General features: G+C 59.4%; 19 protein-coding genes and 2 pseudogenes. 6 read left to right on the forward strand and 15 right to left on the reverse strand.

The features are described 5' to 3' along the window. Positions 1–77 precede the first annotated feature (77 nt). Positions 78–554, forward strand: coding sequence for a CAP domain-containing protein (locus N2M06_RS13945; RefSeq protein WP_346351076.1), 477 nt, complete (start codon positions 78–80; stop codon positions 552–554). An 18-nt stretch (positions 555–572) separates the two neighbouring features. On the opposite strand, the gene N2M06_RS13950 is transcribed toward N2M06_RS13945, so the two are convergent. From N2M06_RS13950 to intI1 (N2M06_RS13985), 8 genes are all read right to left on the reverse strand, one after another. Then, positions 573–788, reverse strand: coding sequence for a glycine zipper 2TM domain-containing protein (locus N2M06_RS13950; RefSeq protein ID WP_019934997.1), 216 nt, complete (start codon positions 786–788; stop codon positions 573–575). A gap of 122 nt (positions 789–910) precedes the next feature. Next, positions 911–1,312, reverse strand: a complete 402-nt coding sequence (locus N2M06_RS13955) for a hypothetical protein (protein WP_019934998.1) — start codon at positions 1,310–1,312, stop codon at positions 911–913. 47 nt (positions 1,313–1,359) lie between these two features. Next, positions 1,360–1,713, reverse strand: a complete 354-nt coding sequence (rraB, locus tag N2M06_RS13960) for a ribonuclease E inhibitor RraB (RefSeq protein ID WP_346351077.1) — start codon at positions 1,711–1,713, stop codon at positions 1,360–1,362. After that, the gene (locus N2M06_RS13965) at positions 1,710–2,459 is read right to left on the reverse strand and encodes a 1-acylglycerol-3-phosphate O-acyltransferase (RefSeq protein ID WP_346351078.1); all 750 of its coding nucleotides are present in this window, start codon (positions 2,457–2,459) and stop codon (positions 1,710–1,712) included. Before N2M06_RS13965 ends, rraB begins: the two co-directional genes overlap by 4 nt. Before the next feature lie 73 nt (positions 2,460–2,532). Continuing rightward, a complete protein-coding gene (locus N2M06_RS13970) occupies positions 2,533–3,621 on the reverse strand; it encodes a methyl-accepting chemotaxis protein (protein ID WP_346351079.1) in 1,089 nt (362 codons plus the stop codon). Positions 3,622–3,657: 36 nt separating this feature from the next. Next, complete coding sequence (locus tag N2M06_RS13975) at positions 3,658–6,624, reverse strand: Tn3 family transposase (protein ID WP_346351080.1); 2,967 nt, start codon at positions 6,622–6,624, stop codon at positions 3,658–3,660. 3 nt (positions 6,625–6,627) lie between these two features. Continuing rightward, a complete protein-coding gene (locus N2M06_RS13980; RefSeq protein ID WP_034115140.1) occupies positions 6,628–7,188 on the reverse strand; it encodes a recombinase family protein in 561 nt (186 codons plus the stop codon). 353 nt (positions 7,189–7,541) lie between these two features. Continuing rightward, positions 7,542–8,555, reverse strand: coding sequence for a class 1 integron integrase IntI1 (intI1, locus tag N2M06_RS13985; RefSeq protein WP_000845048.1), 1,014 nt, complete (start codon positions 8,553–8,555; stop codon positions 7,542–7,544). A 644-nt stretch (positions 8,556–9,199) separates the two neighbouring features. Between intI1 (N2M06_RS13985) and erm(42) the strand changes: the two genes are divergently transcribed. Further along, positions 9,200–10,105 carry a 23S rRNA (adenine(2058)-N(6))-methyltransferase Erm(42) gene (gene erm(42), locus N2M06_RS13990; protein ID WP_092594005.1) on the forward strand — a complete coding sequence of 302 codons (906 nt, stop codon included), beginning with the start codon at positions 9,200–9,202 and terminating at the stop codon, positions 10,103–10,105. 265 nt (positions 10,106–10,370) lie between these two features. On the opposite strand, the gene N2M06_RS13995 is transcribed toward erm(42), so the two are convergent. The 5 genes and pseudogenes from N2M06_RS13995 to intI1 (N2M06_RS14015) form a co-directional block, all read right to left on the reverse strand. Further along, positions 10,371–11,855 carry a transposase gene (locus tag N2M06_RS13995; protein ID WP_346352188.1) on the reverse strand — a complete coding sequence of 495 codons (1,485 nt, stop codon included), beginning with the start codon at positions 11,853–11,855 and terminating at the stop codon, positions 10,371–10,373. Positions 11,856–12,243: 388 nt separating this feature from the next. Continuing rightward, the gene (locus tag N2M06_RS14000) at positions 12,244–13,023 is read right to left on the reverse strand and encodes an APH(3')-VI family aminoglycoside O-phosphotransferase (protein WP_014386410.1); all 780 of its coding nucleotides are present in this window, start codon (positions 13,021–13,023) and stop codon (positions 12,244–12,246) included. A gap of 398 nt (positions 13,024–13,421) precedes the next feature. Continuing rightward, entirely contained in the window at positions 13,422–14,903 is a 1,482-nt protein-coding gene (locus N2M06_RS14005; RefSeq protein ID WP_234449666.1) for a transposase, read from the reverse strand. Positions 14,904–15,177: 274 nt separating this feature from the next. Further along, a pseudogene (locus N2M06_RS14010) lies at positions 15,178–15,528 on the reverse strand (TCP-1/cpn60 chaperonin family protein); the annotation flags it as partial. A 3-nt stretch (positions 15,529–15,531) separates the two neighbouring features. Then, positions 15,532–15,831: pseudogene (gene intI1 / locus N2M06_RS14015) on the reverse strand (class 1 integron integrase IntI1); the annotation flags it as partial. A 101-nt stretch (positions 15,832–15,932) separates the two neighbouring features. On the opposite strand from intI1 (N2M06_RS14015), the gene sul1 reads away from it, so the two are divergent. Together sul1 and N2M06_RS14025 are read left to right on the forward strand one after the other, a co-directional pair. Continuing rightward, on the forward strand, positions 15,933–16,784 hold the full coding sequence (gene sul1, locus N2M06_RS14020; protein ID WP_000946487.1) for a sulfonamide-resistant dihydropteroate synthase Sul1: 852 nt from the start codon (positions 15,933–15,935) through the stop codon (positions 16,782–16,784). 127 nt (positions 16,785–16,911) lie between these two features. Further along, positions 16,912–17,370, forward strand: a complete 459-nt coding sequence (locus N2M06_RS14025; RefSeq protein ID WP_260526929.1) for a GNAT family N-acetyltransferase — start codon at positions 16,912–16,914, stop codon at positions 17,368–17,370. 326 nt (positions 17,371–17,696) lie between these two features. Here the strand turns inward: N2M06_RS14025 and N2M06_RS14030 are convergent, their stop codons facing one another. Together N2M06_RS14030 and N2M06_RS14035 are read right to left on the reverse strand one after the other, a co-directional pair. Further along, positions 17,697–20,387, reverse strand: coding sequence for an AAA family ATPase (locus tag N2M06_RS14030; protein ID WP_058131653.1), 2,691 nt, complete (start codon positions 20,385–20,387; stop codon positions 17,697–17,699). A 439-nt stretch (positions 20,388–20,826) separates the two neighbouring features. Further along, entirely contained in the window at positions 20,827–21,384 is a 558-nt protein-coding gene (locus N2M06_RS14035; RefSeq protein ID WP_346351081.1) for a transcriptional regulator, read from the reverse strand. A 179-nt stretch (positions 21,385–21,563) separates the two neighbouring features. Here N2M06_RS14035 and tmexC point away from each other — a divergent pair, with 179 nt between their 5' ends. Together tmexC and tmexD are read left to right on the forward strand one after the other, a co-directional pair. Continuing rightward, positions 21,564–22,727: a multidrug efflux RND transporter periplasmic adaptor subunit TMexC gene (gene tmexC / locus N2M06_RS14040; protein ID WP_065285147.1), complete on the forward strand. Its 1,164-nt coding sequence runs from the start codon at positions 21,564–21,566 to the stop codon at positions 22,725–22,727. 15 nt (positions 22,728–22,742) lie between these two features. Further along, positions 22,743–25,877, forward strand: a complete 3,135-nt coding sequence (tmexD, locus tag N2M06_RS14045) for a multidrug efflux RND transporter permease subunit TMexD (RefSeq protein WP_346351082.1) — start codon at positions 22,743–22,745, stop codon at positions 25,875–25,877.

Genomic DNA, 25,877 nt, shown 5'->3' on the forward strand with positions numbered 1-25,877 from the left:
ATCCCTTCTGTTTGCCACTACTATAATAGAGCAAATTGAACGCTGAGCACCGGATCACCACATTAACCAAGAGGATCATGATGCGCCTGCCTACACTGTTACTGGCACTTATTCCGGGTCTGTCAGCAGCCAATATCAGTCAGCATATTCTTGCAGCCCATAACACAGTCAGGGCAGAAGTGAATGCCGCGCCGCTGGTCTGGTCAGCCCGGGCCGAGCAACAGGCGGCCAGCTGGGCACAAGTGCTGAGCGGGCGCTGCGAACTCGAGCACAGCCGGGGTTCAGGTTTTGGTGAAAACCTGTTTATGGGAACGCTGGGGTTCTATAACGAGCTGGACGGAGTGAAAAGCTGGGAAGACGAGAAGCGGTATTATTCGGGCCAGCCGCTGACACGGGAGCTGGTGCCCAGAGTAGGGCATTACACTCAAATGGTCTGGCCCGACACGCGGGAGCTGGGCTGTGCCACCAGCACCTGCAATAACATCATGATACTGGTGTGCAATTACTATCCACCGGGCAACTACCTGGGCGAGCCCGCCTGGCAGGCCCGGTAAAAAGAGGACAAGGCCGGGTTATTTACCGGTCTGGTTACCGATTACGCCTCCCACTACGGCACCACCTATGGTGCCAACAGCACTGCCGTCGGTCAGGACTGAGCCGGCTACACCACCCACACCAGCACCAATGGCGGTGTTGCGGTCACGGGTAGACATGTTGGCGCAGGCGGACAAGCCTACCAGCAAGACCACTGCTGCCACACCCGCTTTTACTTTGCCATAAATCGCCATGTTTGTTTCCTCTGTGTTTACTGCAGACCTGAATATCTGCTTCCACCGTTAAGTGTATGCAGCATTCACTGTCACCGACAGGGCCAGACAGAAGCGATGTGCACAGCCCTGTCGCAGAGCATTCAGGTTGCCAGCCACAGCAAACGCACTACGGCCACGTTCGCCATGCTCACCAGCATCAGAAAACTGACATAGGTCATCACCAGATAGCGAAAATAGTTATGCCGGCTGTGCTGTATCAGCCCCAGCTTCTCCTGATGAGCGCGGTGAGCCCGCACTATTTTACCGAACAGGGTGAGCTCAAAGTGCATCAGCACCAGACTGATCAGGCTGAGCACTGTGCCCAGCAAGGGCGCTATCAGGATCCAGCCCTTAAGCACCTGGGTGATCTCAGGCTTGAGATAGGGAACCGATCCTAACAGCACCACCGCTATGGTGATCTGAAACAGCTTCTGCCAGATATGATCATGGCGGTATTTATATTCATCCCATAACAAGGTGTGGGGATCCGGCGGTGGATACATTCTGGCTCTCCCGAAACGGTTGTGCGCTCCTGCCAGCTGAGAGCCTCTTACTCTTCAGACTCTTCGAAATAGGTGCCCCAGCCGTCATAGTCAACGCCATATTTCTCGGCAATGGGCAGCAGCTCTTCTATTTGCTGCATAATTTGCTCTTCATCAAGCGCGCTGTCAGATATGGCATCAAAGCATAACAATGTCTGCCCCTGCTCCAGCATCAGCTCTTCGGCATCGGTCACCTCATAACCGGCCTTGAAGCAGTCTACTGCCGCCTTTTCCAGCCTGGCAAAGTTCTGTCCGGAGAAGTGATGCTCTATGGTGTATTCGGCATCGGGGTTACTGCCGTCGTTCAGCAGAGATTCTATGATGTCACGGGTTTCTGCCCGCCAGTCATTGCGTTGGCTCATGATTCAGCTCCGGATTGAGTAAGGAGTTCAGGACGACGGGCTTCTCCGTCAAGACGCTCAATGCGCTCGGCAATCTGCTTGCGACTGAGCTTAAGCAAGTCCCTCAGCTGGGCCGGCTCATATTGGCTCACATCAATAGGTGGCATGATGTCGATCAACACTTCGCCATTATCCCAGCGGTTCAGATCAACCTGGCCGTAATAGCTGGAGCAGGCAATGGGTACTATGGGTACCTGCGCCTGCAGGGCAATATGAAAAGCACCGGTTTTAAAAGGCAGCAGCCCCTTGCCCTTGCTGCGGGTCCCTTCAGGAAACATCCATATCGACATTTTACGGCTGCATATTTTATCCACGACTTTACCGATGGTACTGGCCGCTTTCGCTCTGTTTTCCCGGTTAATCAGCAGGTTACCGCTAAGCCAGAACAACTGGCCGAACAAGGGGATCCAGAACAGGCTGTTCTTTCCTATCGCCACTGTGCGTGGTGACAGTACGCCCGGATGAGTAATAATGTCCCAGTTAGTCTGATGGTTGGCGATAAAAATCGCAGAATCCAGCGCCGTGACATGTTCACGGCCCCGGATTTTTACCTTCAGCCCGACCAGCGGACAGGCAAGATGAAACAGCCGGCCAAGCAAAAACACATTGTTCGGATGCCGGGGGCGGACCAGACACAACAGGGTTCCCAGCACAAACACGACAACCATGGCCAGTCCCAGCAACAGTATCCGCAACAGCTTTAACATGAACAATCCTCGCACGATGAGACACGGCAGTATACTGACCGTGTTTCAAGTGAACAAGGCCGGCAAGCCGGCTTCAGCCATGACCACCGGGGCCCTGCTCCAGCCGGAAACCGCTGACCGCCAGCTGCAGTTGCTCTGCCAGACTGGCCAGTTCACGGCTGGCGCTGGCAGTCTGCTCGGCACCGGCAGCATTTTCCTCTCCCATTCCATGAATGCTGGTGACATTGCGGCTGATGTTATCAGTGACAGAAGCCTGCTCTTCTACTGCGCTGGCAATCTGAATATTCATATCGTGGATCAACTGTACAGCCGCACTGATCACTTCCAGCGACCGCTCGGCCTCACGCGCCCGCAATACAGTCGCTTCTGCGCGCTGACGGCCACTGTTCATGGCAGCCCGCGCCTTGTCGGCATCAGCCTGCAAACGTGCGATCGTAGAGACAATTTCCTGGGAAGACTGCTGGGTTTGCTCGGCCAGATTACGGACTTCAGCAGCAACAACCGCAAAGCCCCTGCCCTGTTCACCAGCCCGGGCGGCTTCAATGGCAGCATTGAGCGCCAGCAAGTTGGTACGATCGGCAATTTCCTGAATCACTTCCACCACAGTGCTTATCTGCGTGCTGCTGTCGGCCAGAGACTGCACCACCAGACCGGTACTGCCAACATCTTCGGCCAGATATTGAATGTGCTCGACTGTCTGCAAGACCACCTGCCGCCCTTGTTCAGCGGCATCAAAAGCCGACTTTGCCGACTCGGCGGCCTGGGCAGTGTGCTGAGACACTTCCTGCACCGTGGCCGACATCTGATTGATGGCCGTGGCGACCTGCTCGGTATCCTGTTGCTGACGCTCAAGGTTAGTGCTGGTCTGCAGTGATACCGCCGACGTTTCTTCCGCGGCTGAAGCCAGCCCGGAGCTCGACATGTTGATCTGGCCAATCAGCTTGCGTAGTTGCTCGGTCATGTGCTGCAGACGACCATATACCCCTTCGGCATCAGACTGAAAACGCAATCCGAGATCACCGGCGGCAACCGCACCGGCAATGCGTTCCATTTCTGCAGGCTCGGCTCCCAGCGGGCGCAGCACAGCACGCCGCAACACCCAGCCAAGCAGCAGGCTAAGTAATACCAGCAAGCCGGTCATGGCCACCATGGTCATGACCATGACGGGGAGCCCGCAGAATTCGGAAAAAATCGTACGCTAAGGTTTTCCGGGCATCCGTAAGGGCCGAAACTTCCCGTCTTCCAGTCTGCGGCTCTGCCGCCAGACGTAATCGCCGGTTAGGTTGATGTGCTCCCAGCCCAGCGGCGACAGGTACTGCAGCAGCTCGCCATCCACCGACTTCCCCGCTTCGCCCATCGCCTGGGTGGCGCGTTCCAAGTACACCGTGTTCCACAGCACGATGGCGGCCGTCACCAGGTTGAGACCGCTGGCCCGGTAGCGCTGCTGCTCGAAGCTCCGATCCCTGATTTCGCCGAGGCGGTTGAAGAACACCGCCCTGGCCAGGGAGTTGCGCGCCTCGCCCTTGTTCAGTCCGGCATGCACGCGGCGACGTAGCTCTACGCTTTGCAGCCAGTCGAGGATGAACAGTGTGCGCTCAATCCGGCCCAGTTCGCGCAAGGCCACGGCCAGACCGTTCTGGCGCGGGTAGCTGCCGAGCTTGCGCAGCATCAGCGAGGCAGTGACGGTGCCCTGCTTGATCGAGCTGGCCAGGCGCAGGATGTCGTCCCAGTGGGCGCGGACATGCTTGATGTTCAGGGTACCGCCAACCATTGGGCGCAATGTCGGGTAGTCCTGGACGCTATTCGGAACATACAGCTTGGTTTCGCCGAGGTCGCGGATGCGCGGTGCGAAGCGGAAGCCCAGCAGGTGCATCAAGGCGAAGACGTGATCGGTGAAGCCAGCCGTGTCGGTGTAGTGCTCCTCAATCCGTAGGTCGGACTCGTGGTACAGCAAGCCGTCGAGCACATAGGTGGAATCGCGCACGCCGACATTCACCACGCGGGTGCTGAACGGTGCGTACTGGTCGGAGATATGGGTGTAGAACAGCCGCCCCGGCTCGCTGCCGTACTTCGGGTTGACGTGCCCGGTGCTTTCGCCCCGACCGCCCGCCCGGAAGCGCTGGCCATCGGAAGAAGAGGTCGTGCCGTCGCCCCAGTGAGCGGCGAAGGTATGACGGTACTGGTGGTTGACCAGCTCGGCTAGGGCCGCCGAGTAGGTTTCGTCTCGGATGTGCCAGGCTTGCAGCCAGGACAGCTTGGCGTAGGTCAGGCCGGGGCTCGACTCGGCCATCTTGGTCAGCCCGAGGTTGATCGCATCGCCCAGGATCGCTGACAGCAGCAATGTCCGGTCTTTGGCCTCGGCACCGTCCTTCAGGTGGGTGAAGTGGCGGCTGAAGCCCGTCCAGTCGTCCACGTCCATCAGCAGTTCGGTGATCTTGATGCGCGGCAGCAACTGGCTGGTCTGGTCGATCAGCGCCTGCGCGGTATTGGGCACCGCGGAATCCAGTGGGGTGATCTTCAGCCCTGACTCGGTGAGGATGGCATCGGGCAGCTCGTTGTCCTTGGCCAGGCGGGTGACGGTGGCCAGCTGCTCGTCCAGCAGCTGCAAGCGCTCTTCCAGGTACTGGTTGCTGTTCGGGTTGATCGCCAGGGGCAGAGCCTGCGCATGCTTGAGCGCGGCGAACCTCTCTGCCGGCAGCAGGTAGTCGTCGAAGTCGCGGAACTGCCGCGAGCCCTTGACCCAGATGTCGCCGGAGCGCAGCGCGTTCTTCAGCTCTGACAGGGCGCAGATTTCGTAGAAGCGCCGGTCGAGGCCTTCCGGGGTTATCACTAGCGGCCTCCAGCGCGGCTTGATGAAGGCGGTGGGCGCATCGGCCGGCACCTTGCGCAGGTTGTCGGCGTTCATCTCGCGCAGGGTCTGCACGGCCGCCAGCACGCCTTGCGCAGCCGGGGCGGCGCGCAGTTCCAGCACCTCCAACAAGGCCGGCGTATAGCGGCGCAGGGTGGCGAAGTTCTCGCCAACCAGGTGCAGATGGTCGAAGCCCTCCGGCCGGGCCAGCAGCTCGGCCTCGCTGACGCTCTCGGTGAACTCGTCCCAGGGAATCACCGCCTCGATGGCGGCGTAGGGATCGCTGCCGCTTTCCTTGGCCTCCAGCAGGGCCTGGCCGATCTTGGAGTACAGGCGCACCTTGTCGTTGATCGCCTTGCCTTGCTTCTGGAACTGCTGCTGATGCTTGTGCTTCGCGCCGCTGAACAGCTTGACCAGGATGCGGTCGTGCAGATCGACCAGCTCATCAATCACGGTCGCCGTACTCTCCAGCACCACGGCGGCCAGGGTCGCGTAGCGCCGCTGCGGCTCGAACTTACCGAGGTCTTTGGGCGTCATCTGCCCACCCTCGCGGGCCAGCTTGAGCAGGCGGTTCTGGTGGATGTGCCGGCCCAGAGCTTCGGGCAAATCCACCAGCTGAAATGTCTTCAGCCGCTCGATGTGTTCGAGCATGTGCCGGGAGTTCGGTTTTAGTGGGGCCTGCCGCAACCAGGTCAACCAGGTGATGCTGCTGCCGGCCTTGAGCTTCAACAGCTCGTCCAGCTTGGCCCGATGCGAGTCCGTGAGTGGTTCGACCAGGGCGCGGTAGACCCGGCGATTGGCCCGCGCAATGGCTTCCGAGCAGGCCCGGTCAATCACGCTCAGCGCCGGCAGGATGCGCCGCTTCTGCCGCAGACTCTCCAGCGCCTGGCCGGCCAGCAGCAACCCCTTGTCGGTCTGCTGGGCCAACTCGGTCAGCTCGCGCACCAGGGCGCGGAAATCGGACAGGCCGAACGGGGCCAGTTGTAGGTAGGTGCGCAGTTCCTGGGCGTGCTCGCGGCGAGTCACGTCGCGTTCGCCGTATTTCGCCCAACTCGTTGGGTCGACCTGAACTTGCTTGGCCACCCACTGGATGACCGGCTCGGGCAACTCGCTGTCGCTGCCCAGCGCATAGCCTGGATATCGCAGCAGGCTGAGCTGCACCGCGAAGCCCAGGCGGTTGGCGTCGCCGCGCCGCTGGCGGATCAGCGACAGGTCGGAGTCGTTGAAGGTGTAGTAGCGGATCAGGTCATCCTGGCTTTCCGGCAACGCGAGCAGGGTATCCCGCTCCGTAGCCGAGAGGATCAAGCGACGCGGCATGTATCAATCGTCCGTGCGTAGGTACTGGTAGAGAGTTTCCCGGCTGATGTTGAACTCGCGGGCAAGCTGCGCTTTGGGCTCTCCGACTGACGCCCGCTGACGCAGGGTAGCAGCCTGCTCGTCGGACAGGGCCTTCTTGCGGCCCCGGTACGCGCCGCGCTGCTTGGCCAGGGCGATGCCCTCCCGTTGCCGCTCACGGATCAGGGCGCGCTCGAACTCGGCGAAGGCCCCCATCACCGACAGCATCAGGTTGGCCATCGGCGAGTCATCGCCGGTGAACACCAGGCCCTCTTTCAGGAACTCGATACGCACGCCGCGCTGGGTCAGCTTCTGCACCAGGCGTCGCAAGTCATCGAGGTTACGGGCCAGGCGATCCATGCTGTGCACCACAACGGTGTCGCCCTCGCGGACGAAGCCGAGCATGGCCTCCAGCTGGGGACGCTGGGTGTCCTTGCCCGAGGCTTTGTCGGTGAACAGCTTGCCGACCTCGACTTGCTCAAGTTGCCGCTCCGGATTCTGATCGTAACTGCTGACCCGGACATAACCGATGCGTTGTCCCTGCAAGATGCCTCCATGGGCTGTAGGGCTTACGTTGGTTTTTGGTTCCATTGCGCCCGAAGCCTTGAATTTGTCAGGCTGAAATCTATGACCTTGGCAAGCATGTGTCAAAGAATGTGAAAGCGGACTCTATTCTGACGGCGCGGTGCGGCCTTGCTGTCGTTTTCAGAAGACGGCTGCACTGAACGTCAGAAGCCGACTGCACTATAGCAGCGGAGGGGTTGGATCCATCAGGCAACGACGGGCTGCTGCCGGCCATCAGCGGACGCAGGGAGGACTTTCCGCAACCGGCCGTTCGATGCGGCACCGATGGCCTTCGCGCAGGGGTAGTGAATCCGCCAGGATTGACTTGCGCTGCCCTACCTCTCACTAGTGAGGGGCGGCAGCGCATCAAGCGGTGAGCGCACTCCGGCACCGCCAACTTTCAGCACATGCGTGTAAATCATCGTCGTAGAGACGTCGGAATGGCCGAGCAGATCCTGCACGGTTCGAATGTCGTAACCGCTGCGGAGCAAGGCCGTCGCGAACGAGTGGCGGAGGGTGTGCGGTGTGGCGGGCTTCGTGATGCCTGCTTGTTCTACGGCACGTTTGAAGGCGCGCTGAAAGGTCTGGTCATACATGTGATGGCGACGCACGACACCGCTCCGTGGATCGGTCGAATGCGTGTGCTGCGCAAAAACCCAGAACCACGGCCAGGAATGCCCGGCGCGCGGATACTTCCGCTCAAGGGCGTCGGGAAGCGCAACGCCGCTGCGGCCCTCGGCCTGGTCCTTCAGCCACCATGCCCGTGCACGCGACAGCTGCTCGCGCAGGCTGGGTGCCAAGCTCTCGGGTAACATCAAGGCCCGATCCTTGGAGCCCTTGCCCTCCCGCACGATGATCGTGCCGTGATCGAAATCCAGATCCTTGACCCGCAGTTGCAAACCCTCACTGATCCGCATGCCCGTTCCATACAGAAGCTGGGCGAACAAACGATGCTCGCCTTCCAGAAAACCGAGGATGCGAACCACTTCATCCGGGGTCAGCACCACCGGCAAGCGCCGCGACGGCCGAGGTCTTCCGATCTCCTGAAGCCAGGGCAGATCCGTGCACAGCACCTTGCCGTAGAAGAACAGCAAGGCCGCCAATGCCTGACGATGCGTGGAGACCGAAACCTTGCGCTCGTTCGCCAGCCAGGACAGAAATGCCTCGACTTCGCTGCTGCCCAAGGTTGCCGGGTGACGCACACCGTGGAAACGGATGAAGGCACGAACCCAGTGGACATAAGCCTGTTCGGTTCGTAAACTGTAATGCAAGTAGCGTATGCGCTCACGCAACTGGTCCAGAACCTTGACCGAACGCAGCGGTGGTAACGGCGCAGTGGCGGTTTTCATGGCTTGTTATGACTGTTTTTTTGTACAGTCTATGCCTCGGGCATCCAAGCAGCAAGCGCGTTACGCCGTGGGTCGATGTTTGATGTTATGGAGCAGCAACGATGTTACGCAGCAGGGCAGTCGATAATTTTAACATAACAATAAAAGTTTAATTTTATAAACTATAATATAGTTATTGCTACTGAAAATAACAATATTTTAAACCATGCCAATAGTTTGGGTTTTGTGTTTGGTAAAAAATGCACTTTAAACACTCTATTTAAAATATATAAAAAATCATACTCAAAAAAACAAGCCATTATACATTATTCAGATAGTAACCATCTCAATTATGGTTTTGATAATGAGTTTATTAATGAGAAATTTGCCGTTAGAACATCAAATTTTTAATGCTATTATATGGGTATTACAAGTTGTGCATTTAATATCTAATGTAGTTGCGGTATTTTATAGAGCGCAGGCTGAATAATAAACGCTTTTAAAACTTGTTGTTATAGCAGAATATAATCTTAAAAATCTTACTAGCTTGAAGCCTGATAATTTCAGGCTTCTTTCATTTTTAAATTTCCGAACTTGTAGGAATTATACATAAATCAAAACAATTCTTACTTGACAAAATCAGTCTATAATTGTAATATATGGATATGAATAAAAACACTAAAATAAAAAACAAAAATTTCAACATTAAAGACTCACAGAATTTTTTGCATAATACTAAATTAGTCGAAGATTTGCTTTTTAAAAGCAATATAACTAAGGAGGATTTTGTTGTTGAGATTGGGCCTGGAAAAGGCATAATAACCAAGGCATTAAGCAAAATCTGCAAAGCCGTTACTGCTATTGAGTTCGATAGTGTATTGGCTGATAAGTTGAGCCATGAATTTAAAAGTTCAAATGTGTCTATTATTGAAGCCGATTTTTTAAAATACAATTTACCAGACCATAATTATAAAGTTTTTTCAAACATTCCATTTAACATAACGGCAAGTATTTTAAATAAATTGTTAGATAGTGAGAACCCACCCTTAGATACTTTTTTAATTATGCAATATGAACCTTTTTTAAAGTATGCGGGTGCACCATCTTACAAGGAGTCTTATAAATCTTTATTATATAAACCATTTTTCAAAACTAACATATTGCATAGATTTAGCAAATTTGATTTTAAGCCAGCTCCAAACGCAAACATTATTTTGGGCCAATTTTCTTATAAAGACTTTACAGATATAAACCTTGAAGACAGGCATGCTTGGAAAGATTTTTTAGCCTTTGTCTTTTTAGAAAAGGGAGTTACATTTAAAGAAAAAACAAAACGAATTTTTAGTTATAAGCAACAAAAAATAATTTTAAAAGAAAGCCGAATTAATGATGATTCAAATATAAGTAATTGGAGTTATGAATTTTGGCTAAAAATGTTTAAACTCTATAATTCGAACATGGTAAGCAAGGATAAAAAAGTTTTAGTTAACAATTCGTATAAAAGAATGTTAGAACATGAGTCTAGTTTAGAAAAGATTCATAGAAATAGAAAGCAAAATAACAGAAAATAGATAAACGGCAGATAAGGAAAAGCGAATAGGAAGTTCAAACGCCCTTTTCGGGCATTCTGCTGGGTAGGCGGCGGTCGCGCAAGCCCCGTTTTGGGCACGGATCGGACGTCTGTGAGTGGGATTTCGGCATCGCGGGGCCACGCAGCGGCGTTGTCAGCAGCCATGCTTCGCTGATTCCCGACAGCGGGCCGAGCGCCGCCCTGCGGATCGTGGCCGCATCGGCTCGGATTCCGGTTTCGCCGTCGGCTGTGCAGCCGGCAGATCGTCACGCGGCTTGCACTGGCGGCGCGCGCGCTGCGGGCCTGTAGTGCGCTTCTTCCCGCGCGCCGTGCTTCTCGAAGTGGGCGAGGATGGCGCGGATGGCGGTGGGTTCCTCGATGCTGGCGACGATCCGCACGGTGCCACCGCAGTGGACGCAGGCGGTGACGTCGATGGAAAAGACCCGCTTGAGCCGTTGCGCCCAGCTCATCGCACGGCGCTTCTCCTCGGGGCTGCGCGGCGCGTCGTGGGCGCTGACGTCCACTGGCGCCGCATCGCCCGCAGGCCGCTTGCCGCGCCCCGAGGGCGTCAGCTGCGCACGCAGGTTTGCATTCGGGGCGAATACGCCGTGGAAGCGGGTGAGATGCGCGCGAGGTGGCGGGACCAGCGCCGCCAGCTTGGCGATAAAATCCACCGGATCCCATTCCACATGCGTGGTGCCATTGCGCCACGGGGTCTTGAGCTGGTAACGCACCCTGCCCTGGAGCGCTATCGACAGCCGCTTCTCGCTGATCGCCGGGCGCGTGATGTAGCGGCACAGCTTTTCGAGCTTGTGGCTTTCGTGTGCTTCGGCCGCCACGCCGGCATGCAGCGAGAAGCCGCCGACCTTGCCGGCGTCGCCCTCCAGCGAACCGGCGTCACCGGGCAATGTTTGCAGCGTGACGACCTTGCGGCCAGCGTCGCGACCGGTGGCGATGCGGTAGGTCATCGAACTCATCCGCAGCCCATCCATGCCGTCGTCGCCTGCAGCGCAGTCTGCCAGGAAGGCCGATTCGCCCTCCCCTTCGAGCCAGCCTTTGCGCGTCAGGTGCCGACACACCCGGTGCGCGATGGTAGCTGCCAGCTGGGTCAACTGCGCGGTGGTGGGCGCACGGGCGCGGTGCAGGCGCAGTTCGCGCCGCGGCAGCTCGGTGGCTTCCACGTACACGCCGTCGAGCCACAGCATGTGGAAGTGGATGTTCAGGTTCAGCGCGCTGCCGAAACGCTGGATCAGCGTCACCGCGCCGCACTGGGCGCTGGCGCGGTCGATGCCGGCTTGATCGGCCAACCAGCCGGCGATCACGCGCTGCACGATGCCCAGCACCGGGCCAATGGCTTCTGGCTTGCTGGCGAACAGGAAACGCAAGGGGTACGGAAAGCTCAGCACCCATTGCCGCACAGGCCGCGGGCCGAACACCTCCTCGACCAGGTGCCGCGCACTCTCGGCCATGCGTCGCGCGCCGCAACTCGGGCAGAACCCGCGCTTCTTGCAGGAGAAGGCCACCAGCCTCTCTGCACGGCAGTGCTCGCACACCACCCGCAGGAAGCCGTGCTCGAGTACGCCGCAACGCAGGTAGGCATCGAACGCCTCGCGGACATACCCGGGCAGCGAGCGGCCCTCCGCTTCGATCCGTGCAATGAAGTCCGGGTAGTGCGCCTCTACCAACGCGTACAGCAGCGTGCGCTCGGGCGCGTGGCGCGCGTACCGCGAACCGGTGTGGGCGGACGGCAGTGGCGCGCATCCCGCGGCTTGCCGCCGGGATGTGGCGAGGCGCGGCACGCAGCGCTCCGGTGCGGGGACGGCTGCTCAGTGTTGCGCCTGTGTTCGCACGTTCGTATCGGTGCGTTCTGATCTTCGCGTCAGACATTGCCGCGGCGCGGGCACAACAAAAAGCCCGGCATCGCTGCCGGGCTCCGGCCCCGTCCTTGGGGCCTTGATGTCGGGTCGTTGCCGGGATCGGACCGCGCTGGCGCGGTCCGGTTCCCTGACGACCGGGCCAATATTCTGTTGGAACATGATTTAAATTCAGAATACCCTGCTCCACCTGAAGATAAATTTGAAAAAAAAAGTCTTTGAAGTTAATAAGTCTTTAACAGGTATTTTTAGATAATGCTTAGAATCAATTCAATTCATCAAGTTTTAAAAAATAATTCCTTTTGTCAGGTCTATCATTTTTTAAATGCTTTAAAAATATTTTAGCAGTTTCCTCCGAGGCATCCTCTCTTAGGCAACGTTCAACAAAGGATATATCTACAAATTCATCAGCTAACCCAGCACGGCCAAGATCTAAAAAGTAAATTTCATTGAATTTATCTATAAAAATATTACTATCCGTGATATCGCCATGAGAAAAAACCAATCTTTCTTCAACACGAGTCTCAGTTAACTCATTCCATAGACTTAGGTAAGTTCTATGGTCTCCCCATAATTCAGCGTCAAAATCATCTTGATCTATATCGTCAAGGAGTTGGTTATCAATAAAAAATTTTGACTCTTTTAACCGATGATCAATGTTTGAAATAAATGGACAATCAATAATAGCAACTGAATTTAACAGATTGAGTGCCTCCTTATAGATAGCAAGCAATTCTTGGTCTGTTAAAAAAAGCGCTGAAATTGGTTTTGCATTGATCGCTTTAGTGATCATTAATTCAAACTGCTCATCCTGAAAAGTCATGATGAGTTCAGGCACCTTTAATTTCTCAGAGAGCCAACTCAACATTTTCGCTTCGCGAGAGACACTGTATGTGGTCTCTGTATATAAAGTGCTAGATCGCTTAAGAAAAAAAGTTTCATTATTTCGATTAAAAGAATAAACATCCGATGGCGACTGACCAATTTTATTTGGCTCTAAAACGCTGTTTCCAATAAATTGTTGAATAATATTGGGCAATTCCATCAAGTTTTCCTTTTATTCAGCATTAAAAACCCCGCAAATGCGAGGCCTAGTAAATAGATGATCTTAATTTGGTTCACTGTAGCAAAAATATAGCTTATTCCCTATAGATGATCAATACTTCAATTGATTAAATTTTTTATCATCAATTTTTCTTGCGTATAGGAAGTTCAAACGCCCTTTTCGGGCAGTCTGCTGGGTAGGCGGTGGTCGCGCAAGCCCCGTTTTGGGCACGGATCGGACGTCTGTGAGTGGGATTTCGGCATCGCGGGGCCACGCAGCGGCGTTGTCAGCAGCCATGCTTCGCTGATTCCCGACAGCGGGCCGAGCGCCGCCCTGCGGATCGTGGCCGCATCGGATCGGACTCTGGCTTGGCTGCCGGCTGTGTGGCCGGCACCTCGTCACGCGGCCGGCGGCGGCGCGCGCGCTGCGGGCCGGTAGTGCGCTTGCTCCAGCGCGCCCTGCTTCACGAAGTGGCCAAGGATGGCGCGGATGGCGGCAGGTTCCTCGATGCTGGCGACGATCCGCACGGTGCCACCGCAGTGGACGCAGGCGGTGACGTCGATGGAAAAGACCCGCTTGAGGCGTTGCGCCCAGCTCATCGAACGGCGCTTCTCCTCGGGGCTGCGCGGCGCGTCGTTCGCGCTTGCGTCCGCCGGCTCCACAGCGGCGTCATGCCGCCTGCCGCGCCCCGATGGCGTCAACTGTGCGCGCAGGGCGGCGTTCGGGGCAAACACCCCGTGGAAGCGGGTCAGGTGGGCGCGCGGTGGCGGGACCAGCGCCGCCAGCTTGGCGATAAAATCCACCGGATCCCATTCCACATGCGTGGTGCCATTGCGCCACGGGGTCTTGAGCTGGTAACGCACCCTGCCCTGGAGCGCTATCGACAGCCGCTTCTCGCTGATCGCCGGGCGCGTGATGTAGCGGCACAGCTTTTCGAGCTTGTGGCTTTCGTGTGCTTCGGCCGCCACGCCGGCATGCAGCGAGAAGCCGCCGACCTTGCCGGCGTCGCCCTCCAGCGAACCGGCGTCACCGGGCAATGTTTGCAGCGTGACGACCTTGCGGCCAGCGTCGCGACCGGTGGCGATGCGGTAGGTCATCGAACTCATCCGCAGCCCATCCATGCCGTCGTCGCCTGCAGCGCAGTCTGCCAGGAAGGCCGATTCGCCCTCCCCTTCGAGCCAGCCTTTGCGCGTCAGGTGCCGACACACCCGGTGCGCGATGGTAGCTGCCAGCTGGGTCAACTGCGCGGTGGTGGGCGCACGGGCGCGGTGCAGGCGCAGTTCGCGCCGCGGCAGCTCGGTGGCTTCCACGTACACGCCGTCGAGCCACAGCATGTGGAAGTGGATGTTCAGGTTCAGCGCGCTGCCGAAACGCTGGATCAGCGTCACCGCGCCGCACTGGGCGCTGGCGCGGTCGATGCCGGCTTGATCGGCCAACCAGCCGGCGATCACGCGCTGCACGATGCCCAGCACCGGGCCAATGGCTTCTGGCTTGCTGGCGAACAGGAAACGCAAGGGGTACGGAAAGCTCAGCACCCATTGCCGCACAGGCCGCGGGCCGAACACCTCCTCGACCAGGTGCCGCGCACTCTCGGCCATGCGTCGCGCGCCGCAACTCGGGCAGAACCCGCGCTTCTTGCAGGAGAAGGCCACCAGCCTCTCTGCACGGCAGTGCTCGCACACCACCCGCAGGAAGCCGTGCTCGAGTACGCCGCAACGCAGGTAGGCATCGAACGCCTCGCGGACATACCCGGGCAGCGAGCGGCCCTCCGCTTCGATCCGTGCAATGAAGTCCGGGTAGTGCGCCTCTACCAACGCGTACAGCAGCGTGCGCTCGGGCGCGTGGCGCGCGTACCGCGAACCGGTGTGGGCGGACGGCAGTGGCGCGCATCCCGCGGCTTGCCGCCGGGATGTGGCGAGGCGCGGCACGCAGCGCTCCGGTGCGGGGACGGCTGCTCAGTGTTGCGCCTGTGTTCGCACGTTCGTATCGGTGCGTTCTGATCTTCGCGTCAGACATTGCCGCGGCGCGGGCACAACAAAAAGCCCGGCATCGCTGCCGGGCTCCGGCCCCGTCCTTGGGGCCTTGATGTCGGGTCGTTGCCGGGATCGGACCGCGCTGGCGCGGTCCGGTTCCCTGACGACCGGGCCAACCGGATCAGAAATCCATGCCGCCCATGCCGCCCATACCGCCAGCACCCGGCATGGCCGGCTCTTCCTTCTTCGGCACTTCGGCCACGACCACTTCGGTCGTGATCGCAAGGCCGGCGACGGAAGCGGCGTGCTGCAGGGCCGAGCGGGTCACCTTGGTCGGGTCCAGGATGCCCATGGCGATCATGTCGCCGAACTCGCCGGTGGCGGCGTTGTAGCCGTAGCTGCCTTCGCCGGCCTTGACGTTGGCCACGATCACGCTCGGTTCTTCACCGGCGTTGGCCACGATGGCGCGCAGCGGGGCTTCCAGCGCACGGCGGGTGATGGCGATGCCCAGGTTCTGGTCTTCGTTGATGCCCTGCCAGGGCAGATCCGTGCACAGCACCTTGCCGTAGAAGAACAGCAAGGCCGCCAATGCCTGACGATGCGTGGAGACCGAAACCTTGCGCTCGTTCGCCAGCCAGGACAGAAATGCCTCGACTTCGCTGCTGCCCAAGGTTGCCGGGTGACGCACACCGTGGAAACGGATGAAGGCACGAACCCAGTGGACATAAGCCTGTTCGGTTCGTAAGCTGTAATGCAAGTAGCGTATGCGCTCACGCAACTGGTCCAGAACCTTGACCGAACGCAGCGGTGGTAACGGCGCAGTGGCGGTTTTCATGGCTTGTTATGACTGTTTTTTTGTACAGTCTATGCCTCGGGCATCCAAGCAGCAAGCGCGTTACGCCGTGGGTCGATGTTTGATGTTATGGAGCAGCAACGATGTTACGCAGCAGGGTGACGGTGTTCGGCATTCTGAATCTCACCGAGGACTCCTTCTTCGATGAGAGCCGGCGGCTAGACCCCGCCGGCGCTGTCACCGCGGCGATCGAAATGCTGCGAGTCGGATCAGACGTCGTGGATGTCGGACCGGCCGCCAGCCATCCGGACGCGAGGCCTGTATCGCCGGCCGATGAGATCAGACGTATTGCGCCGCTCTTAGACGCCCTGTCCGATCAGATGCACCGTGTTTCAATCGACAGCTTCCAACCGGAAACCCAGCGCTATGCGCTCAAGCGCGGCGTGGGCTACCTGAACGATATCCAAGGATTTCCTGACCCTGCGCTCTATCCCGATATTGCTGAGGCGGACTGCAGGCTGGTGGTTATGCACTCAGCGCAGCGGGATGGCATCGCCACCCGCACCGGTCACCTTCGACCCGAAGACGCGCTCGACGAGATTGTGCGGTTCTTCGAGGCGCGGGTTTCCGCCTTGCGACGGAGCGGGGTCGCTGCCGACCGGCTCATCCTCGATCCGGGGATGGGATTTTTCTTGAGCCCCGCACCGGAAACATCGCTGCACGTGCTGTCGAACCTTCAAAAGCTGAAGTCGGCGTTGGGGCTTCCGCTATTGGTCTCGGTGTCGCGGAAATCCTTCTTGGGCGCCACCGTTGGCCTTCCTGTAAAGGATCTGGGTCCAGCGAGCCTTGCGGCGGAACTTCACGCGATCGGCAATGGCGCTGACTACGTCCGCACCCACGCGCCTGGAGATCTGCGAAGCGCAATCACCTTCTCGGAAACCCTCGCGAAATTTCGCAGTCGCGACGCCAGAGACCGAGGGTTAGATCATGCCTAGCATTCACCTTCCGGCCGCCCGCTAGCGGACCCTGGTCAGGTTCCGCGAAGGTGGGCGCAGACATGCTGGGCTCGTCAGGATCAAACTGCACTATGAGGCGGCGGTTCATACCGCGCCAGGGGAGCGAATGGACAGCGAGGAGCCTCCGAACGTTCGGGTCGCCTGCTCGGGTGATATCGACGAGGTTGTGCGGCTGATGCACGACGCTGCGGCGTGGATGTCCGCCAAGGGAACGCCCGCCTGGGACGTCGCGCGGATCGACCGGACATTCGCGGAGACCTTCGTCCTGAGATCCGAGCTCCTAGTCGCGAGTTGCAGCGACGGCATCGTCGGCTGTTGCACCTTGTCGGCCGAGGATCCCGAGTTCTGGCCCGACGCCCTCAAGGGGGAGGCCGCATATCTGCACAAGCTCGCGGTGCGACGGACACATGCGGGCCGGGGTGTCAGCTCCGCGCTGATCGAGGCTTGCCGCCATGCCGCGCGAACGCAGGGGTGCGCCAAGCTGCGGCTCGACTGCCACCCGAACCTGCGTGGCCTATACGAGCGGCTCGGATTCACCCACGTCGACACTTTCAATCCCGGCTGAGATCCAAAAGTACGTGGAAGGACACGCTGAGCAACGTCCGCCATCAGTGCGCCAAGTCAGCTTATTAGCCCGCAGAAAAAATCGTGGACTTCGAGAACGGATCGAGGAAATCACGCAGCAGCGTGACCACCTAGCCAGCCTACTCAGTGAGGCCGACGCCACCATTCTTGAGCTGTACGACCGTATTGCGGACTTGGAGCGCCAACTGCCGGCCTCCAATGTGCTTCCTCTTGATCCGCGAGGCCACAAAAAACTTTGAAACGGAGAGCTCGCAATATTCGAAAGAAACACAGCCATGCCCGACCAGCCCGGCATGAAACGTCGGGCTAGCCGCCGAAGAGCTTCTTGCGTTGCGCGGTCCGCTCCCGGCGTAGATTCTCGTAGGCAGTTCGGCGTTTAGTCGCGTTTTTGATTAATTCCAGGACCTGGGCGATATCGCCGAGCAACTCCTCACGCGCGGGAAGCGGTAGTTGGCGCTCGCCTGGGGTGTCGTGGGCCTCGGTAGCTTCGCAGGCCCGCGCATACACTGCCAGCAACTGCTCCCACTCCTCTGCGGGGTGGCCAATGACAGCACCAAATGCTTCTACGCTCACCACATCGCTGAACGGCTGGACGGTATTGTTCAAAAAAACCTCGCGTATGGCGCGCTCGACAGTGCCTCGGAGGCTTGAGTATCCCGATGCGATTTGCCGCTCAAGCTCATCATCCGGGTCGCTGCCGACCGGAACGTTCAGTGCTTTCGCACGACTTTCGAGATCGGCCAGGCGGGCCTTGGTGTCCATCGTCGTCCACGTCAGCCCCTCGCTCACTAGTCCCGGCGACTCGTCCCAACCGATGGTCTTGTAGCTGGCCGAGCGATCAGCGCGCTGAAGCGCCATCGCGAGCTCGGTCAGGAACACCGCATCATGGGTGAACACCAGCACTTGGCGGGTCTCAGCCAGCGCTACCAAACGCCGAGCTATGGCCCGACGATATACGTGATCCAGCGACGTAGACGGATCGTCGAAAATAACGGTCGAAGTATGTGGCAGGGATTCGAGCTCGGCGAGGAACATAGCCATCCCCAACGCGCGCTGCTCGCCCTCTGACAGCACCTTGGAGGCTTTCGCCGTGATTTCCTGCAGGCGCAGCGTGACCTTGGTCACCCCCAGCTCTGTGCGCCCGCTCAGGTCGGGTTGCACCCGTCGCTTATAGCCCAGGGCTTTCAACTCAGCATTCATAGAAGCGGCCAGAGCCTCGGTCACATGCGTCGCCGCCAGGGACGTCAGTTTGCGTGACACTGCCGCTGGGTTGAGGGCGGCATGGCAGCGGCTCAATGTGGCATGGACCTGACTGTCCTGAACAAAGCGCTCCACCGCGCCAAGCTGGTTGGCGAGGCGTTGTCGGGCTTCTAGCTCTGCCAGTTCTTGGGTCAGCGCCAAGCGTAGAGCGGGATCGGCAGAGGTCCGCAGGGTATTGGCGTCGACTCGGAGCGAAGCAGCTTTGGCGGCGAAGAGACTATCGAGGTTTGCTTCGATAGGAAGCGGTTCTGACTCGGGGGACCAGTTTCCAGTTTGCAGGGCTTGGCTAACCCAAGTATGCCGGGCGGTCCAGACCGATGCCGCTGCGGTGATGGCAGCGTGTAGGTCGGGCAGTCGCTCCTCCACGTCAGCCCGTGTTGGCACATCCAGAACGTTTAGATCGACAGCCTGCACCTTCCCTAGAGCGTTCATGCGCGCAAGCGTGGCGGCTTGCGCATCCGCCGTGGCGCTGTCGGCGACAAATGCCGCGAAACGCCGCATGCGCTCCGAGGCATCCGTTGAATAAGGTTGCTGGCAGAGTACGCAGTAAGCGTCCGGTTCCAGGTGCGGGAAGGGATGTTCAGGGTATGCCGTCTGCTGAGAGAAAGCCTCAGCGGCTCGGTACATCGTTTGCCAGAGTTCAGCTCCTGTGCCTTCCAGCAGCGTGGCGGTGGGTGAGGACGTTACCGGCAACTCCATGGCGTTCAGTGTGTCTCGATCCTGAAGACGCGCTTGCGCCAGTTGCATGGCGAGATGCGCGGTTTTTTCCGTTGTAATCAGTTCCTTTGCCCGTGCTATGGCACGATCATTCACCCAGCGCTGGACTTCCTCGGCTCGACGCTGCGCCTGGTCCAAGCGTGTCGCCAAACGTTCCAAGGCCAGCGCCTGCGGCACAGGATCGCTTTCCAGTAATGTCCGCTTCAGAAACTCCAGTCGCCGGAGTTCATCGTCACCGACCGTCCCTAATCGAGCAAGCACGGCGCGGTCCGAGTCCCCACCTAATTTGGCGATGTAGCGGCCGACTTCGGTGTCACCCTTCAGCGGTTCGAATTGCCGGGTATCCAGAGCCAAGGCATTGCGTTCGGTCCCAATCCGTGCCTGTAAATCACGCTGAAGTAGGACCAGGCGCGTCAGATGAGTGAGTCCGTAGGGCTGAAATGCAGGGGTCCCTTCCGCGTCGATGTAGTCATTGGCACAGGCCGCGTCGTAGACCGAGACCGAACTCAAATGCAAATGGGCCGGCCCGTTCTGGACCCAACGTGCGGTTTCCGGAGTGCCATCCACCAAAATGGCGAAATCTGCTGATGGCAGTCTAGCTGGGGTTGCCGCCCCAAAAGCGTCGGGCAGGACCTCCACCCGATGCCGAGCGTTGCAGGCATTCTTGAAGACGCGGGCGTAGCCGGATTTGCCGGCGCCGTTATGACCAAAGAAAATGGTCATGCCCTCCGGTGCGAGGTCAAAGGCACGACCGGACGGGAAGCCGTTTACCTGGTCTAGCCCCGAGACACCCACCAACCGCACGGTTGCGCCACTTCCGGCGCCTGGTACGTCGTCCAGCGTGAATGGCCGTGCTCCCCCCGTGGTTGCGTCTTCCCGTTCTTGCTCGCGAACCATTCGCAGAATGGTCTCGATGTCATCTTGGGTTAGTTCGGCCCGGGCAAATATCCGGCGCAGTGCTTCCTGCTGCCAGGGTCTGAGTCCGCCGGCCCACCCAATAATCTCGTCCAACAATGGCATATCCGTCTCCTTTCCAGATCCGCCGATTAAAGGCCGCGCCCAGTTGGATGGCAAGTGGCCAGCGCCTTCGAGGTGCTTCGCCGTGTTCCGTTTGCCTGCCTTCCTGACCGCCACCCTAGTGGCTTGTCCGGTCGTGACGCTACACGGGCAGAATTTCTGCATGCTGGCCAGTATCAAGCCGCTCTAAAGTCCGCTACCGGAAAGCGCTGTTTAGCGGTGAGAGACGGGGAAAGTGCGGAAGCTACTACCGACGCAAGCGATGTGGTGAGCAGTCCTCAGGTATGTGCGAAATTGCACTCCTCTTGACCACCAATTTGGGTTGGCGTTGACCACGGATTGCGTTCAACTTGACCAGGGCGTGTCACTGTCACGACCGTCAGAGAACGGCCAAAAACGGACACCGCCAACCCGTTGGAAAAAAACTGAGCGTTGCTTTCCGTTAAGTTTGGTAGTTGCAAGCCCCGTTCAGGAAGAATTGCTCGATCAACGCCGCCATACCTGCGCGTGCGATACGGCCGCGGCGCTCGGCGTCTACCAGGCCGAAGATCAAGGAGGAGAAGATTTCGGTAAGCGCCGGGGCACCGATATCGATACGGAATACGCCCAGTTTTTGCCCGCGTAGAAAGAACTCGTCCAGCGTTTCTGAGCAAGGCAGCCATCGGCAGCCGCCTGCATCTAAATCAAACGTGTCCGGGCGCCACTGAAATGAGAGGAAAACCAACAACTCCCTGTGAGTCAAATGGCCTTCGATCAGGCGATGCAATGCGTCCAAGGGCGCCGACTCAAGATCGGCATCGGCAATGACCCGATAAATAACCACCGAACCATGATCCAGAAGCATCTCGATCAGGTTGTCGCGGGTGCCGCAAAACCTGTTTAGCGTCGCCTTGCTGACTCCCGCTGCCTGGGCTATTTCTTTGAACGTGGCTCGCGGGTGGTCAACGATGGCGATCGCCAGGGCCTTCAGCAATTTCTCATCGGCAGCAGTTAAATCCATCGGTCACTCTTTATCTATCGCAGGCAGATGCGGGTATTTTGCCTAGAACACTCATTTTTCTCAAAGAGGATACTAGCTTTGTTCACATCAAAATCAAATGAGTCAATATTGACTCATTTGATTTTGGTGTGCATCATGCGCGGCTTCGACTACGTACTGGCTTCGTGCTTGGGTGAGATATGAACAAATTTCGCGAGTGGATCACTTTTTCCGTGATCTCCTGTTTGGTCGCCGTGACCCTGGTTGGCTGCGACAAGCCCGAAGAGCAAGGGGAGGAGGCGCCGGCGCGTGAAGTCGATGTGCTCAGCGTGCAGACCGAGCCCTTCACCGTGGTTGCCGAGCTACCAGGACGCATCGAGCCGGTGCGTGTCGCCGAGGTGCGCGCGCGGGTGGCGGGGATCGTGCTCAAGCGCACCTTTGAGGAAGGGGCCGACGTGAAGGCCGGCGACGTGCTGTTCCAGATCGACCCTGCGCCGTTCAAAGCGGCCCTGTCGCGGGCGCAGGGTGAACTGGCCCGCGCCGAGGCGCAGTTGTTCCAGGCCCAGGCGATGGTTCGCCGATACGAGCCGCTGGTGAAGATCAACGCCGTCAGCCAGCAGGATTTCGACAACGCCAAGGCCGCTCTGCAGAGTGCCCAGGCCGACAAGCGATCGGCCCAGGCCAATGTCGAAACCGCCCGCCTGGACCTGGGCTATGCCGAGGTTCGCGCACCCATTGCCGGACGCATCGGCCGAGCCCAGGTCACCGAAGGGGCGCTGGTAGGCCAGGGTGAGGCGACTCTGCTAGCGCGTATCCAGCAACTTGATCCGGTGTACGCCGACTTCACCCAGCCGGCTGCCGACGCCCTGCGCCTGCGCGCGGCCATCGCCGAGGGCAAGGTTACCGGCGCTAGCGACCAGCCGTTGTCGCTGCGCGTCGATGGTACCGATATCGAGAGCAAGGGCACGCTGCTGTTCACTGATATCTCGGTGGATCGCAGCACCGGGCAAATCGCCCTGCGAGGGCAGTTCGACAACCCCGAGGGCGTGTTGCTGCCGGGTATGTACGTGCGTGTGCGCACGCCGCAGGGGCTCAACCAGAACGCCATCCTGGTGCCGCAACGTGCCGTGCAGCGTTCGGCTGACGGCCAGGCCAGCGTGATGCTGCTGGGCGAGGGCGATACCGTCGAGGTGCGCCAGGTCACTACTGGCGCCATGCAAGGCTCGCGCTGGCAGATCAGCGAGGGCCTGCAGGCCGGCGACAAGGTGATCACCAGCTCGCTGGCGGCTATCCGTCCGGGCGCCAAGGTCATCCCACGCGAGCAAGGCGCCGCCGAAAAAGCTCCACAGTCCCAGGCCCAGTAAGCCGGAGAACCATTCATGCCCCTGTTTTTCATCCGACGCCCCAATTTTGCCTGGGTAGTCGCCCTGTTCATCTCGCTAGGTGGCCTGCTGGTCATTCCGTTCCTGCCGGTGGCACAGTACCCCAACGTGGCGCCGCCGCAGATTACCGTGACCGCCACCTATCCCGGCGCCTCGGCGCAGGTGCTGACCGACTCGGTGACCAGCGTCATCGAGGAAGAACTCAACGGCGCCAAGAACCTGCTGTACTTCGAGTCCACCAGCAACGCCAACGGCATAGCCGAGATCACCGTCACCTTCCAGCCGGGGACCGACCCCGAACTGGCCCAGGTCGACGTGCAGAACCGTCTGAAGAAGGCCGAGGCGCGCATGCCGCAGGCCGTGCTGACCCTCGGCATCCAGACCGAGCAGGCCACCGCCGGCTTCCTGCTGACCTATGCGCTGAGCTACACCGATGGCGACAAGGACTCCGATGTCACGGCGCTGGCCGACTACGCGGCGCGCAGTATCAACAACGAAATCCGCCGGGTACCCGGTGTCGGCAAACTGCAGTTCTTCGCCTCCGAGGCGGCCATGCGCGTGTGGATCGATCCGCAGAAGCTGGTTGGCTACGGCCTGTCCATTGATGACGTGAACAACGCCATCCGCGCGCAGAACGTGCAGGTGCCGGCCGGTGCCTTCGGCAGCACGCCGGGTTCCAGCGAGCAGGAGCTGACGGCGACCCTGGCGGTCAAGGGCACCCTGGACAACCCGCAGGAATTCGCCGCCATCGTGCTGCGTGCCAACCAGGACGGCTCGCGCCTGACCCTGGGCGACGTGGCACGCATCGAGGTCGGCAGCCAGGACTACAACTTCGGCTCGCGCCAGGACGGCAAGCCCGCCGTTGCCGCCGCCGTGCAGCTGTCGCCCGGTGCCAACGCGATCCAGACCGCCGAGGCGGTCAAGCAGCGTCTGACCGAGCTGTCGGCCAACTTCCCGGACAACGTCGAGTTCTCCGTGCCGTACGACACCTCGCGCTTCGTCGACGTGGCCATCGACAAGGTCATCATGACCCTCATCGAGGCCATGGTGCTGGTGTTCCTGGTGATGTTCCTGTTCCTGCAGAACGTGCGCTACACCCTGATCCCGTCCATCGTCGTGCCGGTGTGTCTGCTTGGTACCCTGACCTTCATGTACCTGCTGGGCTTCTCGGTGAACATGATGACCATGTTCGGCATGGTGCTGGCCATCGGCATCTTGGTGGACGACGCCATCGTGGTGGTGGAGAACGTCGAGCGGATCATGGCCGAGGAAGGCCTGGCGCCGGTGCCGGCGACCATCAAGGCGATGGGGCAGGTGTCCGGGGCGATCATCGGTATCACCCTGGTTCTGTCGGCGGTGTTCCTGCCGCTGGCCTTCATGGCGGGTTCGGTGGGGGTGATCTACCAGCAGTTCTCGCTGTCGCTGGCGGTGTCGATTCTGTTCTCGGGCTTTCTCGCGCTGACCTTCACCCCGGCGCTGTGCGCCACGCTGCTCAAACCGATCCCCGAAGGCCATCACGAGAAGACCGGTTTCTTCGGCTGGTTCAACCGCAAGTTCACCGCCCTGACCGGCCGCTACACCAAACTCAACGGCAAGCTGGTGCCGCGCGCCGGGAGGGTGATGTTCATCTACCTGGGCGTGGTGGTGCTGATGGGCTTTCTCTACATGCGCCTGCCGGAATCCTTCGTGCCGGTGGAAGACCAGGGTTACATGATCGTCGACATCCAGCTGCCGCCAGGCGCCACCCGTGAGCGCACCTCGGCCACGGGTGAGGAGCTGGAAGAGTTTCTGATGGCCCGCGAGGCCGTGCAGACGTCCTTCCTGGTCCTCGGCTTCAGCTTCTCCGGCATGGGTGAGAACGCGGCCATTGCCTTCCCGCTGCTCAAGGACTGGTCCGAGCGAGATTCTTCGCAGTCGCCGGAAGCCGAGTCGGCTGCGGTCAACCAGCACTTCGCCAACCTCGATGACGGCGCGATCATGGCGGTGCCGCCACCGCCGGTCGAAGGCCTGGGCAACTCGGGTGGTTTCGCCCTGCGCCTGCAGGACCGCGCCGGCCTTGGCCGCGATGCCCTGTTGGCAGCGCGCGATGAAGTGCTGGGCAAGGTCAACGGCAATCCGAAGTTCCTCTACGCCATGATGGAAGGTCTGGCCGAGGCGCCGCAGCTGCGCCTGGTGATCGACCGTGAGCAGGCGCGCACGCTGGGAGTCAGCTTCGAAGCGATCAGCAGCGCGCTGTCCACTGCGTTCGGCTCGTCGGTGATCAACGACTTCGCCAACGCCGGCCGCCAGCAGCGCGTGGTGGTACAGGCCGAACAGGCCGAGCGCATGACACCGGAAAGCGTCCTGCGCCTGCATGTGCCCAACGACAGCGGCAGCCTGGTACCGCTGAGTGCTTTCGTCACCACGAGCTGGGAAGAAGGCCCGGTGCAGGTCGCGCGTTACAACGGTTACCCGTCGATCCGCATTGCCGGTGACGCCGCGCCCGGCGTGAGCACTGGCGAGGCGATGCTCGAACTGGAGCGCATCGCTGCCGAGCTGCCCGAAGGTATCGGTTACGAGTGGACCGGGCTGTCGTATCAGGAGCGGGTCGCCAGCGGGCAGGCGACGATGCTGTTCGCCCTGGCCATCACCGTGGTGTTCCTGCTGCTGGTGGCGCTCTACGAGAGCTGGGCGATCCCGCTGACGGTGATGCTGATCGTGCCGGTCGGCGCACTCGGCGCGGTACTGGCGGTGACTGCTATCGGCCTGCCCAACGACGTGTACTTCAAGGTCGGCCTGATCACCGTGATCGGCCTGGCGGCGAAGAACGCCATTCTCATCGTCGAGTTCGCCAAGGACCTGTGGGAAGACGGCTACTCGCTGCGCGATGCTGCTGTCGAAGCCGCGCGCCTGCGTTTCCGCCCGATCATCATGACCTCCATGGCGTTCATGCTCGGCGTGGTGCCGCTGGCCATCGCCACTGGCGCCGGCGCTGCGAGCCAGCGCGCACTGGGCACCGGGGTGCTGGGCGGGATGCTCAGCGCGACCATGCTCGGGGTGATCTTCGTGCCGATCTTCTTCGTCTGGGTGCTGTCGCTGCTGCGCACCAAACCTCAGCAAACCGACAACCATCCCCTGCATAAAGCGGAGTAA

This window comes from Oceanimonas sp. AH20CE76 (assembly GCF_039654065.1).
In the GTDB taxonomy this organism is placed as follows: Bacteria; Pseudomonadota; Gammaproteobacteria; order Enterobacterales; family Aeromonadaceae; genus Oceanimonas; species Oceanimonas smirnovii.

What these genes read in the sequence shown, in the direction of transcription:
- N2M06_RS13945 (WP_346351076.1), top strand. Translation starts at nt 78, where the DNA reads ATGATGCGCCTGCCTACACTGTTACTGGCACTTATTCCGGGTCTGTCA.
- tmexC (WP_065285147.1), top strand. Translation starts at nt 21,564, where the DNA reads ATGAACAAATTTCGCGAGTGGATCACTTTTTCCGTGATCTCCTGTTTG.
- sul1 (WP_000946487.1), top strand. Translation starts at nt 15,933, where the DNA reads ATGTTACGCAGCAGGGTGACGGTGTTCGGCATTCTGAATCTCACCGAG.
- intI1 (WP_000845048.1), bottom strand. Translation starts at nt 8,555, where the DNA reads ATGAAAACCGCCACTGCGCCGTTACCACCGCTGCGTTCGGTCAAGGTT.
- N2M06_RS13950 (WP_019934997.1), bottom strand. Translation starts at nt 788, where the DNA reads ATGGCGATTTATGGCAAAGTAAAAGCGGGTGTGGCAGCAGTGGTCTTG.
- N2M06_RS13975 (WP_346351080.1), bottom strand. Translation starts at nt 6,624, where the DNA reads ATGCCGCGTCGCTTGATCCTCTCGGCTACGGAGCGGGATACCCTGCTC.
- N2M06_RS14000 (WP_014386410.1), bottom strand. Translation starts at nt 13,023, where the DNA reads ATGGAATTGCCCAATATTATTCAACAATTTATTGGAAACAGCGTTTTA.
- N2M06_RS14035 (WP_346351081.1), bottom strand. Translation starts at nt 21,384, where the DNA reads ATGGATTTAACTGCTGCCGATGAGAAATTGCTGAAGGCCCTGGCGATC.
- N2M06_RS13970 (WP_346351079.1), bottom strand. Translation starts at nt 3,621, where the DNA reads ATGGTCATGACCATGGTGGCCATGACCGGCTTGCTGGTATTACTTAGC.
- N2M06_RS13955 (WP_019934998.1), bottom strand. Translation starts at nt 1,312, where the DNA reads ATGTATCCACCGCCGGATCCCCACACCTTGTTATGGGATGAATATAAA.
- N2M06_RS14025 (WP_260526929.1), top strand. Translation starts at nt 16,912, where the DNA reads ATGGACAGCGAGGAGCCTCCGAACGTTCGGGTCGCCTGCTCGGGTGAT.
- N2M06_RS14030 (WP_058131653.1), bottom strand. Translation starts at nt 20,387, where the DNA reads ATGCCATTGTTGGACGAGATTATTGGGTGGGCCGGCGGACTCAGACCC.
- tmexD (WP_346351082.1), top strand. Translation starts at nt 22,743, where the DNA reads ATGCCCCTGTTTTTCATCCGACGCCCCAATTTTGCCTGGGTAGTCGCC.
- N2M06_RS13965 (WP_346351078.1), bottom strand. Translation starts at nt 2,459, where the DNA reads ATGTTAAAGCTGTTGCGGATACTGTTGCTGGGACTGGCCATGGTTGTC.
- rraB (WP_346351077.1), bottom strand. Translation starts at nt 1,713, where the DNA reads ATGAGCCAACGCAATGACTGGCGGGCAGAAACCCGTGACATCATAGAA.